The 12823-nt window shown below is 59.8% G+C and carries 15 protein-coding genes; 8 read left to right on the top strand and 7 right to left on the bottom strand.

The window, feature by feature from the left end; genetic code table 11:
* Positions 1–36 precede the first annotated feature (36 nt).
* Entirely contained in the window at positions 37–531 is a 495-nt protein-coding gene (locus QF010_RS09360; protein ID WP_429532970.1) for a PaaI family thioesterase, read from the top strand.
* Between the two features lie 143 nt (positions 532–674).
* Here the strand turns inward: QF010_RS09360 and QF010_RS09355 are convergent, their stop codons facing one another.
* From QF010_RS09355 to QF010_RS09345, 3 genes are read right to left on the bottom strand one after another with little or no spacing between them, the layout of a single operon-like run.
* Positions 675–1295, bottom strand: a complete 621-nt coding sequence (locus tag QF010_RS09355) for an NADPH-dependent F420 reductase (RefSeq protein WP_429532969.1) — start codon at positions 1293–1295, stop codon at positions 675–677.
* Between the two features lie 23 nt (positions 1296–1318).
* Positions 1319–2266 carry an SDR family oxidoreductase gene (locus QF010_RS09350; RefSeq protein ID WP_429532968.1) on the bottom strand — a complete coding sequence of 316 codons (948 nt, stop codon included), beginning with the start codon at positions 2264–2266 and terminating at the stop codon, positions 1319–1321.
* 52 nt (positions 2267–2318) lie between these two features.
* A complete protein-coding gene (locus tag QF010_RS09345) occupies positions 2319–2987 on the bottom strand; it encodes an NADPH-dependent F420 reductase (protein WP_429532967.1) in 669 nt (222 codons plus the stop codon).
* 127 nt (positions 2988–3114) lie between these two features.
* Between QF010_RS09345 and QF010_RS09340 the strand changes: the two genes are divergently transcribed.
* On the top strand, positions 3115–3567 hold the full coding sequence (locus tag QF010_RS09340; protein ID WP_033060036.1) for a winged helix-turn-helix transcriptional regulator: 453 nt from the start codon (positions 3115–3117) through the stop codon (positions 3565–3567).
* A 149-nt stretch (positions 3568–3716) separates the two neighbouring features.
* Here the strand turns inward: QF010_RS09340 and QF010_RS09335 are convergent, their stop codons facing one another.
* Together QF010_RS09335 and QF010_RS09330 are read right to left on the bottom strand one after the other, a co-directional pair.
* Complete coding sequence (locus QF010_RS09335) at positions 3717–4316, bottom strand: NADPH-dependent F420 reductase (protein WP_429532966.1); 600 nt, start codon at positions 4314–4316, stop codon at positions 3717–3719.
* Between the two features lie 70 nt (positions 4317–4386).
* Positions 4387–5121, bottom strand: coding sequence for an SDR family NAD(P)-dependent oxidoreductase (locus QF010_RS09330; RefSeq protein ID WP_429510485.1), 735 nt, complete (start codon positions 5119–5121; stop codon positions 4387–4389).
* 113 nt (positions 5122–5234) lie between these two features.
* Between QF010_RS09330 and QF010_RS09325 the strand changes: the two genes are divergently transcribed.
* Together QF010_RS09325 and QF010_RS09320 are read left to right on the top strand one after the other, a co-directional pair.
* Positions 5235–5597, top strand: coding sequence for a winged helix-turn-helix transcriptional regulator (locus tag QF010_RS09325; protein ID WP_033060032.1), 363 nt, complete (start codon positions 5235–5237; stop codon positions 5595–5597).
* A 190-nt stretch (positions 5598–5787) separates the two neighbouring features.
* On the top strand, positions 5788–6297 hold the full coding sequence (locus tag QF010_RS09320; protein ID WP_429532965.1) for a YkgB family protein: 510 nt from the start codon (positions 5788–5790) through the stop codon (positions 6295–6297).
* A 45-nt stretch (positions 6298–6342) separates the two neighbouring features.
* Here QF010_RS09320 and QF010_RS09315 read toward each other — a convergent pair whose 3' ends face one another.
* Both QF010_RS09315 and QF010_RS09310 read right to left on the bottom strand, forming a co-directional pair.
* Positions 6343–7188, bottom strand: a complete 846-nt coding sequence (locus tag QF010_RS09315; RefSeq protein WP_429532964.1) for a helix-turn-helix transcriptional regulator — start codon at positions 7186–7188, stop codon at positions 6343–6345.
* Between the two features lie 25 nt (positions 7189–7213).
* Positions 7214–8887 (bottom strand): tetratricopeptide repeat protein, encoded by a 1674-nt coding sequence (locus QF010_RS09310; protein ID WP_429532963.1) that lies wholly within the window; start codon positions 8885–8887, stop codon positions 7214–7216.
* A 237-nt stretch (positions 8888–9124) separates the two neighbouring features.
* On the opposite strand from QF010_RS09310, the gene QF010_RS09305 reads away from it, so the two are divergent.
* The 4 genes from QF010_RS09305 to QF010_RS09290 all read left to right on the top strand — a co-directional run bounded on the left by QF010_RS09305 (position 9125) and on the right by QF010_RS09290 (position 12763).
* The gene (locus QF010_RS09305) at positions 9125–9565 is read left to right on the top strand and encodes a phage infection protein (RefSeq protein ID WP_429532962.1); all 441 of its coding nucleotides are present in this window, start codon (positions 9125–9127) and stop codon (positions 9563–9565) included.
* A 153-nt stretch (positions 9566–9718) separates the two neighbouring features.
* A complete protein-coding gene (locus QF010_RS09300) occupies positions 9719–10291 on the top strand; it encodes a chorismate mutase (RefSeq protein ID WP_429532961.1) in 573 nt (190 codons plus the stop codon).
* Between the two features lie 146 nt (positions 10292–10437).
* Positions 10438–10866: a nuclear transport factor 2 family protein gene (locus QF010_RS09295; protein ID WP_429532960.1), complete on the top strand. Its 429-nt coding sequence runs from the start codon at positions 10438–10440 to the stop codon at positions 10864–10866.
* A gap of 181 nt (positions 10867–11047) precedes the next feature.
* Positions 11048–12763, top strand: a complete 1716-nt coding sequence (locus QF010_RS09290; RefSeq protein ID WP_429532959.1) for an amidase — start codon at positions 11048–11050, stop codon at positions 12761–12763.
* Positions 12764–12823: the final 60 nt, after the last annotated feature.

Here is a 12823-nt window from a genome sequence, read left to right as displayed (position 1 = left end):
GACGGTTTGGTTCACATTTTTGAGGATGACCACCGTATGTCCAGGCTCGATACCTCCCTGCAAGACACCGCCGCGCCCGAAGGTGTTTGTTACGGCTGCGGCAGCAGCAATCCGCATGGGCTTCACATCAAGAGCTTCTGGCATGAGGACGGCGTGCATGTCATGGCCGAGCACTTGCCTGATGCCCAGTATTGCGGCTGGCCGGAACTGGTTTACGGCGGGCTGATTGCGATGCTGGTTGACTGCCATTCAAACTGGACGGCGATGGCTTATCACTACCGTATGGAACACCGCGAAGTCGCAAGCCTCCCCCGCATCAATTGCGTCACGGGCAACCTTGGCATCAAGTTCATCAAGCCGACACCGATGGGTGTACCGCTGACCCTGCGTGCGAAAGTCGAAGGTGAAGTCGGGCGCAAAACTCGCGTCATCTGCGAGGTCTACGCGGGGGATGTGCTGACGGCTATTGGAGACTCCGTTTTTGTTCGCGTAGATACCGAGCAACTGGCAGCGGTTGCTCATAGTCGGTAGGTTGCTTCCACACAAGCACCACCAGTAGGCGGTTTGGCAGGACCCGCGCCTGGGTCAAGCCTTCTATCACTATTTCCGTCTGCATCGCCTCACTGACCAAGCGTCCTTGTTTGGCCTCTATGAGACTGACGGGTGTCGGTGATTCAGCCGATATCGACGTTCAAGGCGATGTCCCAAGTGCCGGCGCCGTTTTTGGCCAGGCCGATCATCATCAGGCCGAGGGCCTCGAGCGTCTGGGCCATGTGAAGGCCGCCGACATCCAACGGACGCAGCCCGAGACTCTCGATGAACGTCGAGACGCGCGCCTTCGCCTCCGGATCGTCGGCGGCGATGAACGCGTCGAGGGGTCCACCCTTGGCAAGCACGTGGCCAAAGAGGGTGTTGAATGCCTTTACTACATGCGCGCTGGCGGGGGCGATCTTGGCGATCTCCTGCGCACCAGAACTGCCGGCGGGAGAGACGAGGCCCGTGAGATCCGGGGAGGCCGTGTTGGTGATATCGATGATCACCTTGCCGTCGAGCGCGTCCCCGAACTCGGCCACCACCGACGCCGCACCGGTGTAAGGCACGGCGAGGATGACGATGTCGCCGACCGGCACCGCCCCGTATATCCCTGTGGTCGCTCCGGCTGCGAGCTTGTCGACCAGCGCCTGCGCCTTGGTGGGGTCGCGGCTGATTACCTCGACGGTGTATCCCGCTTTGGCGGTACGACCGGCAATTGCCGTGGCCATGCCTCCTGAACCGATGATGCTGATGGTGTTCATGTGCAGTTTCCTCGTGAATTGGATTATTGCTCGTCGGCAGGGAAGTAATGACCGTTGTCCAGGTCCTCGAGCAGCCCGGCCTGAGCGGGCTCCCAACCGAGGGTCTGGCGGGTGATGAGGCTGGATGCCGGGAGGTCCAGCGTGACCAGATTCGCGAGGAAGCCAAAGTATCCCGGCAGCATCAGTACGTCCGCGGGAATGCTCACGGCCGGCAGGCCCAGACGGCTGCCAATGGCCTCGGCGATGGCGCGGAACGAAATAGCCTCGTCGGCAACCGCGTGCCAATTTTTGCCGGCAGGGCCCTTCTCCAGTGCCAGACGGAACACAGCGGCGAGGTCGCGGGCGTGCACGGCCGACCAGTTGTTCTTGCCGTCACCGGGATAGCCTACGACGCCCTTCTCCTTCGCAAGTCCGATCAGTATCGGGAGGAAGCCGGCGTTGTCGGTCGTGCTGTGCATGATGGTAGGAATCCGCACGACCGAGGACCGCACGCCTTGATTGGCGAGACCGAGTACGGTCGTTTCGACGATGTTACGAACTCGCAAGGTGCCCTTGAACTTCTCGCCGCCAGAGAGGGTGGGATCCTCCTCGGTTGCTGGACGGCCAAGATGTTCCCAACCCGGCGAGCCGATGCTCCCAGACGTGACCAGCGGCTTTCCGGTCCCCTTCAGCGCCTCGCCGTATGCGAGCATGATCGCCTGCTCCGCGGCAGCCACCGCGTCGAGGCCTCCGGTGGGAAGCAGGTCTTGCCTGTGCGCGACGTGAATGACACCGTCGGAATCCGCTGCCGCCGCTTTTAACCCGTCGAGATCATCGAGGTCGCCGCGACGCACCTTGGCGCCAAGCGCAGACACCGCCTCTGCGGACTTGTCCGACCGGGCAAGCGCAGTGACCTCGTGACCGGCTGCAATAAGGTCAGAAATGATATACGGACCAGAATGGCCGGTCCCTCCAGTAACGAAAACGCGCATGTTGATGTTCCTTGTAAGTGATGTGATGCGAGAAGTGGTGATACGCAAACGCTCAGCCGAGATGGCTAACGCCGATTGAGAAGTTGGTGTGTTTGACGCAGTGGGTCATGAGGCCCAGCGACAGCAGGCAGACGTGCTCCAGCGTTCGCGCCATGAGCAGCGGCCCGGTGTCCATCGGCCGCAGTCCGAGGCTTTCTATGAACGCCGAGACGCGTGCTTTCGCCAGCGCGCCGTCCCCGGCGATGAACACGTCCAGCGGGTGGCCCTCGACAGGACCGGCAGCCAGGACGTGGGAGAAGTGGGTGTTGAACGCCTTGATGATTTCGGCGTCGGCCGGGGCGGCGTTGGCGATCTCCTGCGCGCCGAAACTGTTCTCAGGAGTCTCAAAGCTCGTGAGGTCCGGGGCCACAGGGTTGGTGATGTCTACAAGAAGCTTGCCTGCCAGTTCTTCGCCGTACTGCTTCACCACGTCGAGAACGGCGGAGTAAGGAACCGCCAGGATGACAATATCCCCGGCCGGGGCTGCGCCGAACGTTCCTGTGGTCGCGCCGGCTCCGATCTGTTCGGCCAGCGCCAGCGCCTTGGCGGCATCTCGACTCATCACCTCGACGGTGTATCCAGCCTTGGCGGCAAGGCCGCCGATCGCTGCGGCCATGCCACCTGAGCCGATGATGCTGATAGTGCTCATGCGCAGTTTCCTTGCAGATTTGAGGTTGATCATTCATGGAGTGCCGCCGCAAATCCGGCGACCGCGCTCAATGTAGGAGCTATGCTGGTCGCATCACTTGCATAAAGCAAGTGAATTACAGAAATTTACTTGCGGCATGCAAGCGATGTAAGATCCAGCCATGAAGACAACATCTAAAGAAGACGTTCGGTCCCATTGCGCAGTGAACTATGGCGTGGAGATCTTCGGCGACCGGTGGTCGCTCTTGATCATTCGCGACATCGTTTTTGTTGGAAAGAAGACGTATGGCGGGTTCCTGAAATCGGAAGAGAGAATCGCGACCAATGTTCTTGCTTCCCGCCTTGCCTTTCTTGAGGCGCAAGGGATTCTCTCGAAGGCACCCAGCCCCGACGACAGGCGCAAGGACTTCTACACGCTGACCGAGAAGGGCCTGGACCTCATTCCCATCGTGCTTAACATCGTCCTTTGGAGTGCAAAGCACGATTCGGAGTCGTACGTGCGGCGCCGCGAGGAGTTTGTTGCTCGATTAAGTCAAAACCCCATGCAGGTGAGCGAAGAGGTGAAGGCGCTGGTCCGCAATGGCGGATGTATTTTTCCTCAGAGCGATGAATGAGAAAGATGGCAAGCGCGCCCTGTCACGGCGCACAAACTATAGGCACACTGCCGGCGAGGTCGTGATGCCAGCGTCGCCCTCGCTTCGATCAGACTGTGGCTGCCCTTTTCCACGAGGGAGATCGCATCAAAATTGACGATCACGATTCATCAGTCGAACTTCACCAAGTCCTTGAAGATCAGTTGTCCCCAGCTATTTCCGCGCGCTTGTACAAGCAGTCCACCTTCCGAAAGCCCGCCCAGCTTGATCGGCGAGAAACCGAGAATTTCTGCAAGCGCACCAACCTCCGCTGCGGCGTCGTCATCGTCGCTCGCCAGGAACACGACTCTCCTGCCACCCTGTACGGCCGGGTCTTGGCCAAGGACGGCAGCGCCCAAATGGTTGAAGCCTCTCACCAGTCTTGCACCAGCGAAGGCCTGCGCGACGACCTTGGAAGACGGCTGTCCCCCCAGTTCCTCAGGGGGTACACCGTAGGCGTTGGTCACATCGATGATGGTCTTTCCCTTCCAGTTCGGCAGCGCCTTCGCGACATCCGGGTGCGACTCGAACCGGACAGCCAAAAAGACGATGTCCGCCTTGACCGCGTCCGCCAGTTTTTTGGGAATGATCTGGGGTCCGATGGCGGCCGCGGCCGATGCAAAGCTTTCCGGGTTGCGCGTGGTTGCAACGGACACTTCGATGCCGTTGCGGGCAAAAGCCTTGGCCAGTGCCTGGCCGATATTGCCGAAGCCGATAATTGCGTAGCTCATAAATTCTCCTGAGGTTTACCGAGTTCTACGGCGCTCCGAATAATCGAATGGAGCGCCTGGGTGTGGGGCGTCAGAGTTGCGCAAGACCGCCGTCAGCGGCGACTTCGCTGGCAGTCATGAAGCTGCTGTCCGGCGACGCGAGAAAGGCAGCTACTGCCGCGATCTCCGCCGGATCGGCCATGCGCTGAAGCGGAGTCATCGCGGCGTAGACCTTCTGGCCCTCCTCGCCCAGCGCTTCCTTCGCGAGTTCGGTCGCCGTCGCCCCGGGCGACAGCACGTTTACCCGAATGCCGGTGCCTTTCAGGTCCTCGGCCCAGGTCCGCGCGAGGTTGCGCACTGCCGCCTTGCTCGCGCTGTAGGCGCTCATTCCCGGGGCGCCCGTGGTGCCGGCGCTCGATCCGGTCAGGATGATCGAACCGCCCTCGCCCATCAGCGGCAGCGCTTTCTGGACCGTGAAAATCGTACCCTTCACGTTGGTGTCGAAGGTTTCGTCAATGTGCTCGGCGGTGATCTTGCCGAGCGCAAGCTGGCTTCCCGCCCCGGCATTGGCGAAGACGATGTCGAGGGTTCCGCGCTCGGCTTTCACCGCCGCGTAGAGTCGGTCGAGGTCGGCCAGATCGGAGACCGAGCCCTTCACCGCGCGGGCATTGGGCCCGAGTTCGGCTACAGCAGCGTCGAGCGCTTCCTGCCGGCGGCCAAAGATGAAGACGAAGGCGCCCTCCTCGATGAAGCGTTTTGCGGCGGCGCGGCCGATGCCGGTAGCACCACCGGTGATCACCGCGGTCTTTCCATTCAGTCTGGTCATGTCGTGCATCCTTCCTAATCGTTGTATGGAAGCAGGGAGCTGCTTGCTTGAGACGAAGGATGCGGTTCTGATAACCTAAGGACAAGTATGCACTTTTAGGTAAGTACCAAAAAATGACGACGACTTCTGAAACCTGCGACCCCGGTTGTGGGCTCAACGCCACGCTCCGCATCATCTCGGGCAAGTGGAAACCGCTGGTCCTGTTTTTCCTGCGCGACGGCCCAAAACGCTATGGCGAACTAAAGCGCTTGGTCCAGGGCGTCAGTGACAAGGTGCTGATCCAGCAATTGAAGGATTTGGAGGCCGATCACGTGCTAGCGCGGACCGACTACAAGGAGGTACCACCGCGCGTGGACTACGCGCTGACCCCGCTCGGTCGCAGCTTGGCTGACGCGATCATCCCGCTGTGCACTTGGGGAACCGAGAACATGGCGGAAATGGCAAGCATCTTCGCCAAGCGCGACGCGTTGCCCTAGCGGGATGCTGAAGAACCGATGCGTCGGGCGACCCTGCGCGACCCGCAGTGAATCAAGACGATCTGCACTGAACGCAATACGTTCAGAAGCCACGAGCGTGGAATCAAAGGCAACACTGTCTTCACTCCCAACGTCAACCGCGTTGGGCTGCTGAACAGCGTTCGTCACCACTCTCCTGGAAGCCTTGATCATGAAAACCTTAAGCATTGAGAACCACAGAACCAACAACGCACATAACCATTCAACGCTCGGGATTAAAACCATGGCGTTTGGAACCTACGGTGCTTACTTTGCGCTCGCCGTCATTTACTTCTGGTTCGGCGGCATGAAGTTCACGCACTACGAGGCACAGGGACTGGTTCCGCTGGTGAGCAACAGCCCTTTCCTGGGGTGGGTTTATGACATTTTCAGCGTCGACACCTTCTCCAGTTTGCTCGGCGTTCTGGAGGTCTCGATCGGTGTTCTGATTGCAGGTCGCCTGCTGTCGCCGAAGCTTTCATTGGTCGGTGGCGTGTTGTCGGCCGGATTGTTTTTCACCACATTGAGCTTTATGTTTTCGACGCCAGGCGTGATTGAACCCGGCCTCGGCTTTCCAGCCATTACGGTTGCGCCAGGCCAGTTTCTCCTCAAAGACATCGGGTTGCTTGCCGCGTCTGTATTCGTGGCCGGCCACTCTCTGACTGAGTTGGAAAACCGTTAAACCGATGACTCTCCTCTCGCAATGGCCTGAAGCAATCCGATGCATTCAGGCCATTGCCCCATCATTCTCCCCTGCCAAATCTTTCATCCAGTCCCGAGGGCTGTAACCCGTTTTGCGACGAAACGCGCGGGCAAGTGCCGAAGGGCTTTCATAACCGACCTCGGCCGCGATGAGCGTAATCGGCCGCCCTTCACGCAGGCGCTTTTGCGCCAGGCTGATACGCCAACTCAACAGATAATCTGCCGGGGTTTGCCCTATAACGGCCCGGAAATGCACGGCGTAGGCAGCGCGCGACATGTTCGACTCGCTCGCAAGCTCTGCAACCGACCAGGCACGATCCGGTGCGTTGTGCATCTGTACCAGCGAGCGCGCCAGCCGCACATCGGCCAGCCCAGCCATCATTCCGGTCCGCAACTGGTGGTGGTCGAGCAGATGCCGAAACAACAAGATGATCAGTAGTTCGAACAAGCGATCCAGCGCCGCCTCCCTGCCGCAATGTCCGCCTGCCGCCTCTCTGAACATCCATTTCAGCGTATCGGCCAGCTGCGGTAGCTCATCCAGGGACAGCACCAGACAATCGGGTAACGAGGCGGACAACGGGTTATCGACCCCGCCCTCAAACTCCATCGACGCACACAACAGTTGAGCGCCCTCGGGCTCACCGGCGAACAGTTGATGCCGACTTGGGCGTGGCAGAAAAATCAGACTGGGCTGGGTGAGCAGCAAGTCTTTCCGGTCGATCCCCTGCAAAGTGACGCTACCTGCCTGCAGCAGGTGAATATGCCCGCGCTGGTCAGCGCCATCGTATGACGCCATGCCGCAAAGATTGCCGTTGTAAAACAGGCTTGCGCGCACGCCGAACTGCGACAACAACGTAGACAAGCGATCCATAGGCAATCTCCGGCGCTTTCGGGCATCACTGACAACACCCCGCCCCGACACGGCAAAAACACGAGGCTTTAATCTCCACATCCGCCCGGGCCATGGCCAGATCAAGGCGCGTCTTGGCAGCAGCAACTTCGGCATCCAGGCCCAGTCGTTTCAGGCATTCCACATAACCGTGCAGGCTCCACACATTGTCCAGATGCCAGGACGCACGGCTGAGGGTGTTGTCCAGTCCCAGATCGGCTCGATAGGCCTGCAACGCTTCCTCTACCCTGCCCTGCTCCAAAAGCAACGCACCCAATGCATGCCTGACCGGTTGCATCCAGCCCCATGGCTCGTCGTAAGGCAGGTTGTCGTCCAGAGACAGTGCCTGGCGCAAGTGGGTGAAGGCATCGTCGTAATTGCCTTTACGGTACTCGATTTCCCCGCGCAGCATGCCTGCGGCAACCGCCAGAATGTCGGTGCATTTATTGTTGAAGACGTAGCGCGTGTCCGGCACTCGGGTCCAGGCTTCGAGGAATAGTCGCTGTTCGGCATCGGCGGCGGCGATATACCCGGTGGCCGCATGCGCCACGCCTCTGGCGTAATGCAGCATCGCCGTGGTCACGCAGTACAGCGCCTGGTCGTTCGGCAGCGGGGTGGCGAGGATGTCCTGCCATTTTCCGAAGCGTATCTGCACGTGGACCTTCATCGACACGAAGCCTTCCAGCCAGTCGGCCATGGGCGGTTGCTCCACGCGCAGCAGTTCTTCCCTGATGGTCGACATCAGTTGATCGGCGGCTTCCAGGGCCGGCTGGTACTGCCCGAGGAACATCGCCGAATAGAGTTTGAAGTGGTAGTTGTGGCATCGATACAAGGTGTAGAAGTTGAGCGGCCCTTCCTGTTCCAGGTATTTGCTGTCGGCCAGTATCGCCTGGCTATTGGTGACCATGGCCCCACGGTAATCACCGCAGAGCACGTCGATGTGCGACGGCATATGGCGCAGATGTCCCGCATCCGGCACCAGGTCACGCAGGACGTCGCCGGCACGCAACGCCCGTTCCGGGTAGGGCGACATTTCCAGGGTGTGGACGTACATGTGCAGCACGCCGGGGTGCGGCGCATCGCCGTGCTGCTCCATCCGCCGTAGCGCCCGTTCCAGCACGGCCACCGTTTCAAGCGTGTCGGCGCCCGGCGCCGGTTTACCGGTTTTCAGGTCCCACAATTGCCAGGGAGTGCGGTCAATCATCGCTTCGGCAAACAGCGCAACAACATCGAGATCTTCAGGAAAGGCTGTGTAGACATCGCGCATGGACGCTGCATAAGCATCGTTCCAGGCGAAGAGTTGTTCGAGGCTGGTGGCCTGGTCGGCCTGGTAGCGTTGCTCCAGCGTACGGATCAGCGCCTGTTCCACCGGCGTTGCACCGTCGATATGCGCCAGCGCGGTTTGCGTCGCCCGTCGGGCCTGGGCCACGGCTTCTTTCAATTCCTGTTCAATGAAGGCATCCCAACGCTTGTTGTAGTTGGGGCCCGAAGCGTGGGCGATGCCCCAGTAGGCCATCGCGCAATCGCGGTCGTGTTCGATCGCCTTTTGGAAACAGCGTATGGATTCGTCGTGGTTGTAGCCGTAGCACCACACCAAGCCACGATCGAACCAGCGCTGGGCCTGGGGCGAACGGGTCGTCACCGGGCGGCTGTAGGTGCCCAAATCGTAATAGTCGTGCATCGATTTATCCTCTCGACCAGAGCAGGGAACCTCGCAGGACATTCTTGCGAACCTGGAGAGCCTCGACAGTTCAAGAGGTCCAGCATACCCCTGCGGCTTTGGCTGAGCGGCAGAGCCGACGACAGGAGGATCATTGCCGGCGTCGATAGTCACCATCAATTCAATGAAGTTCTCATAAAAAATCCGCGGCGTAACATCAGCTCCATACCCAACAACTACACCCCGGAGCACACCATCATGAAACGCCAAACTATCCTCAGCATCGCTTTCTCGGTTTTTGCAATTAACGCTTTCGCCGCTACCTCTGTTCACCCGGTTGTCGCCGAAGGCGGCTCGGATCGTCTGATTGAAAGTCGTGTGGCTGAAGGTGGTTCGGATCGTTTGATCGAGAACCGCGTCGTTGAAGGTGGCTCCGACCGACTGATTGAAAGTCGTGTGGCTGAAGGTGGTTCGGATCGTCTGATCGAAAACCGGGTTGCCGAAGGTGGCTCCGATCGTTTGATCGAGAACCGCGTCGCCGAAGGTGGTTCCGACCGTCTGATCGAAAACCGCGTCGCTGAAGGTGGCTCCGACCGACTGATCGAAAACCGCGTCGCTGAAGGTGGTTCGGATCGTCTGATCGAAAACCGCGTTGCTGAAGGTGGTTCGGATCGTCTGATCGAAAACCGCGCTGTATAAATGAATGGCTTTACCGAAGCACTCAACGAAAAGCCCGGCCTGACAAGCCGGGCTTTTTCGTGCACAAAATAAATCGATCCCTGCTTAATGCCTCCGCCGCACCTGTGATACATAACACCTGATTGTGAGTCCTGTACCCAATGAGGTTTGCCCATGCTCCACTCCCCACGCTTACCGCAACTGCTGAGCTGCGTCGTCCTCGGTTTACTCGCCTGCAGTGCACAGGCCAGCGCACCCTCCCCGGCGCCGGAGAGCTTGCAACCGCTGCTGATAACGTTGAACGAACGCCTGAACATTGCTGATCTCGTGGCGCTGACCAAGTGGGACAGTGGCAAATCGATTCAGGACAGTGCCCGGGAAGCGCAAGTCATCGCCAACGCCAGGAAGCTGGCCGTTGACCGCAAACTGAACCCGGATGAAGTCGCCGAATTAATCGCCGCACAAATTGAAGCCAACAAGCTGGTGCAGTACGGACTGGTGGCCCAATGGCGAGCGGCTGGCAAGGCGCCTGATACGCCACGGCCAGACCTCGCCAAGCAAATCCGGCCGCAGCTCGACGAGCTGCAAAACCGCTTGTTGCAGCAATACGCCGCCTTCGCGCCCTACCGCGATGACCCGCAATGCGCGGACTGGCTAGCCAAAGAACGATCCAGCCTGATCAAGGACGGTCTGCATGGTCAAGCACTGATCCGCGCCACCGGGGAGCTGTGTGTCGCCAATCAGTGACAGGGAAAAAGAAGCCCGGCCTGATCAGCCGGGCTTTTCTTTGTGAGCTACTTTTATTGCATCCGCAGGGTCGCCAGTCGATTTTGGCAACACTGCATATGCAACACCGAAGCGTCTGCAAAACAACAAAAATACAGGAGTTGAAAGTGTCCGAACTTAAACTGCATCCCAAAGCCGCAGAATCCCTGAACCAGTGGCACGACATGATCAGCAAGAGAGACTTGAGCGCCTTGCCCGGTTTGTTGGACCCCCAGGCAATATTCCGCTCCCCGATGGCTCACACGCCTTACCCGGGTGCAGCCGTGGTATCGATGATTCTCAACACGGTTGTCGGGGTATTTGAAGACTTTGTCTACCACCGCGAACTGTCGACCGCAGACGGGCTGAACGTCGTCCTGGAGTTCAGCGCCAAAGTCGGCGAAAAAGAGTTAAAGGGCATCGACATGATCCGGTTCAACGAACAAGGAAAAATCGTCGAGTTTGAAGTGATGGTCCGACCCTTGAGTGGCCTGCAAGCCTTGGGCGAGCGAATGGGACAACGCCTTGGCGCTTACCTGGCGGCCAGCAAAGCCTGAAGACGTTGTTTCGCTTTGGGCGATGCCTCTGCTCCCGGCTTGGTGTTAAATAGAGCGCGAAAAGCAGTGCAACGAGAGCACCGATGAATACCCATTTTGAGATTAGTGATGTCCCTGAGCCCAACCTTCAGCGCGATGGCAACATTCATCGCGACGCCCATCAGCAGACGGTGGTAACAGCATGATCGAGGTCACCGAAGTTTCCATTGCCGAACTGCGTGCTGCGCTCGAATCTGGTCGAACCACTGCGGTTGAGCTGGTCCAGGCCTATCTCGCCAGGATCGATGCCTACGACGGTCCCGACACGCCCACCGCCCTCAACGCGGTGGTGGTTCCAAACCCCGAGGCGCTGAACGAGGCCCAGGCGTCCGATGCTCGTCGGGCCAAGGGCGAGACGCTGGGTCCGCTCGATGGCATTCCTTATACGGCCAAGGACAGTTACCTGGTGAAGGGGCTCACTGCCGCCTCCGGCAGTCCCGCCTTCGCGAACCTGATTGCTTATCGCGATGCATTCACGATCGAACGGCTTCGCGCTGCCGGCGCGATCTGCCTGGGCAAAACCAACATGCCGCCCATGGCAAACGGCGGCATGCAGCGCGGGGTCTATGGCCGTGCTGAGAGCCCGTATAACGCTGACTATCTCACTGCGCCCTTCGCCTCGGGTTCATCGAACGGCGCCGGTACCGCAACTGCCGCCAGCTTCGCGGCATTCGGTCTCGCGGAAGAAACCTGGTCGAGCGGACGCGGTCCTGCATCAAATAATGGTCTGTGCGCCTATACACCTTCGCGCGGGGTAATTTCGGTGCGCGGCAACTGGCCGTTGACGCCGACGATGGACGTTGTCGTGCCGTTTGCCAGAACCATGGCCGACCTGCTCGAGGTGCTCGACGTGGTGGTGGCCGATGATCCCGACACCCGTGGCGATCTGTGGCGGATGCAGCCCTGGGTGCCGATTCCGAGTGTCGCCTCGGTGCGCCCCGCTTCCTATGCCGAGTTGGCCGTGAAGTCCGATGCACTGGCAGGAAAGCGCTTCGGCGTGCCCCGTATGTACATCAACGCAGATCCCGAAGCGGGCACCAGCGATGCGCCTGGCATCGGTGGTCCGACGGGGCAGCGAATCATCACCCGTCCTTCCGTGATTGGGCTCTGGGAAGAGGCTCGCAAAGCACTCGAAGCCGCTGGTGCCGAAGTCATCGAAGTCGATTTCCCGCTGGTCACCAATTGCGAGGGTGATCGTCCGGGTGCGCCGACCGTATTCACGCGGGGCCTGGTGTCCAAAGAGTTCCTGCACCATGAGTTGTGGGACCTGTCGGCCTGGGCATTCGATGATTTTCTGCGGGCCAATGGCGATCCCAAGTTGAACCGCCTGGCCGATGTCGACGGACCGCTGATCTTCCCCCACGACCCGGGCACTCTCCCCAATCGCGAGGACGACCTTGCCGCAGGCATGGACGAGTACGTGAAGATGGCCGAGCGCGGCATCACACCGTGGGACCAGATCACCACCGTTCCTGATGGACTGCGCGGACTTGAACAAACGCGTCGAATCGATCTTGAGCACTGGATGGATCGGCTCGGGCTCGATGCGGTGCTATTCCCGACCGTGGCCGACGTGGGTCCGGCGAATGCCGATGTCGATCCGAAGTCTGCGGATATCGCGTGGAGCAATGGCGTTTGGGTCGCCAACGGCAACCTCGCCATCCGGCACCTGGGCGTTCCCACTGTCACGGTGCCGATGGGCGTCATGCCGGACATCGGCATGCCCGTCGGGCTGACATTTGCCGGTCGTGCCTATGACGATTCGACGCTGTTGCGCCTGGCTTCGGCGTTCGAATCGATGGGGTCAAAACGAATGATCCCGCCTCGCACCCCACCCTTGCCGGCTGGCAAACAATAGAAAGGACGGGATTGGAGCTCTACACGCTCCAATCCCGCCCACTGATTGAACGTAGCCCCG

It is taken from the genome of Pseudomonas silensiensis, from assembly GCF_050434865.1.
Taxonomy (GTDB): Bacteria; Pseudomonadota; Gammaproteobacteria; order Pseudomonadales; family Pseudomonadaceae; genus Aquipseudomonas; species Aquipseudomonas fluorescens_W.
The sequence above is the reverse complement of the archived record's forward strand: the minus strand, read 5'-3'. Positions and strand labels throughout refer to the sequence as shown.

Coding starts and splice junctions, on each gene's coding strand:
- QF010_RS09315 (WP_429532964.1), bottom strand. CDS start 7,188: ATGGATCGCTTGTCTACGTTGTTGTCGCAGTTCGGCGTGCGCGCAAGC.
- QF010_RS09360 (WP_429532970.1), top strand. CDS start 37: ATGTCCAGGCTCGATACCTCCCTGCAAGACACCGCCGCGCCCGAAGGT.
- QF010_RS09290 (WP_429532959.1), top strand. CDS start 11,048: ATGATCGAGGTCACCGAAGTTTCCATTGCCGAACTGCGTGCTGCGCTC.
- QF010_RS09340 (WP_033060036.1), top strand. CDS start 3,115: ATGAAGACAACATCTAAAGAAGACGTTCGGTCCCATTGCGCAGTGAAC.
- QF010_RS09355 (WP_429532969.1), bottom strand. CDS start 1,295: ATGAACACCATCAGCATCATCGGTTCAGGAGGCATGGCCACGGCAATT.
- QF010_RS09335 (WP_429532966.1), bottom strand. CDS start 4,316: ATGAGCTACGCAATTATCGGCTTCGGCAATATCGGCCAGGCACTGGCC.
- QF010_RS09330 (WP_429510485.1), bottom strand. CDS start 5,121: ATGACCAGACTGAATGGAAAGACCGCGGTGATCACCGGTGGTGCTACC.
- QF010_RS09350 (WP_429532968.1), bottom strand. CDS start 2,266: ATGCGCGTTTTCGTTACTGGAGGGACCGGCCATTCTGGTCCGTATATC.
- QF010_RS09310 (WP_429532963.1), bottom strand. CDS start 8,887: ATGCACGACTATTACGATTTGGGCACCTACAGCCGCCCGGTGACGACC.
- QF010_RS09300 (WP_429532961.1), top strand. CDS start 9,719: ATGCTCCACTCCCCACGCTTACCGCAACTGCTGAGCTGCGTCGTCCTC.
- QF010_RS09345 (WP_429532967.1), bottom strand. CDS start 2,987: ATGATCAACCTCAAATCTGCAAGGAAACTGCGCATGAGCACTATCAGC.
- QF010_RS09320 (WP_429532965.1), top strand. CDS start 5,788: ATGAAAACCTTAAGCATTGAGAACCACAGAACCAACAACGCACATAAC.
- QF010_RS09305 (WP_429532962.1), top strand. CDS start 9,125: ATGAAACGCCAAACTATCCTCAGCATCGCTTTCTCGGTTTTTGCAATT.
- QF010_RS09325 (WP_033060032.1), top strand. CDS start 5,235: ATGACGACGACTTCTGAAACCTGCGACCCCGGTTGTGGGCTCAACGCC.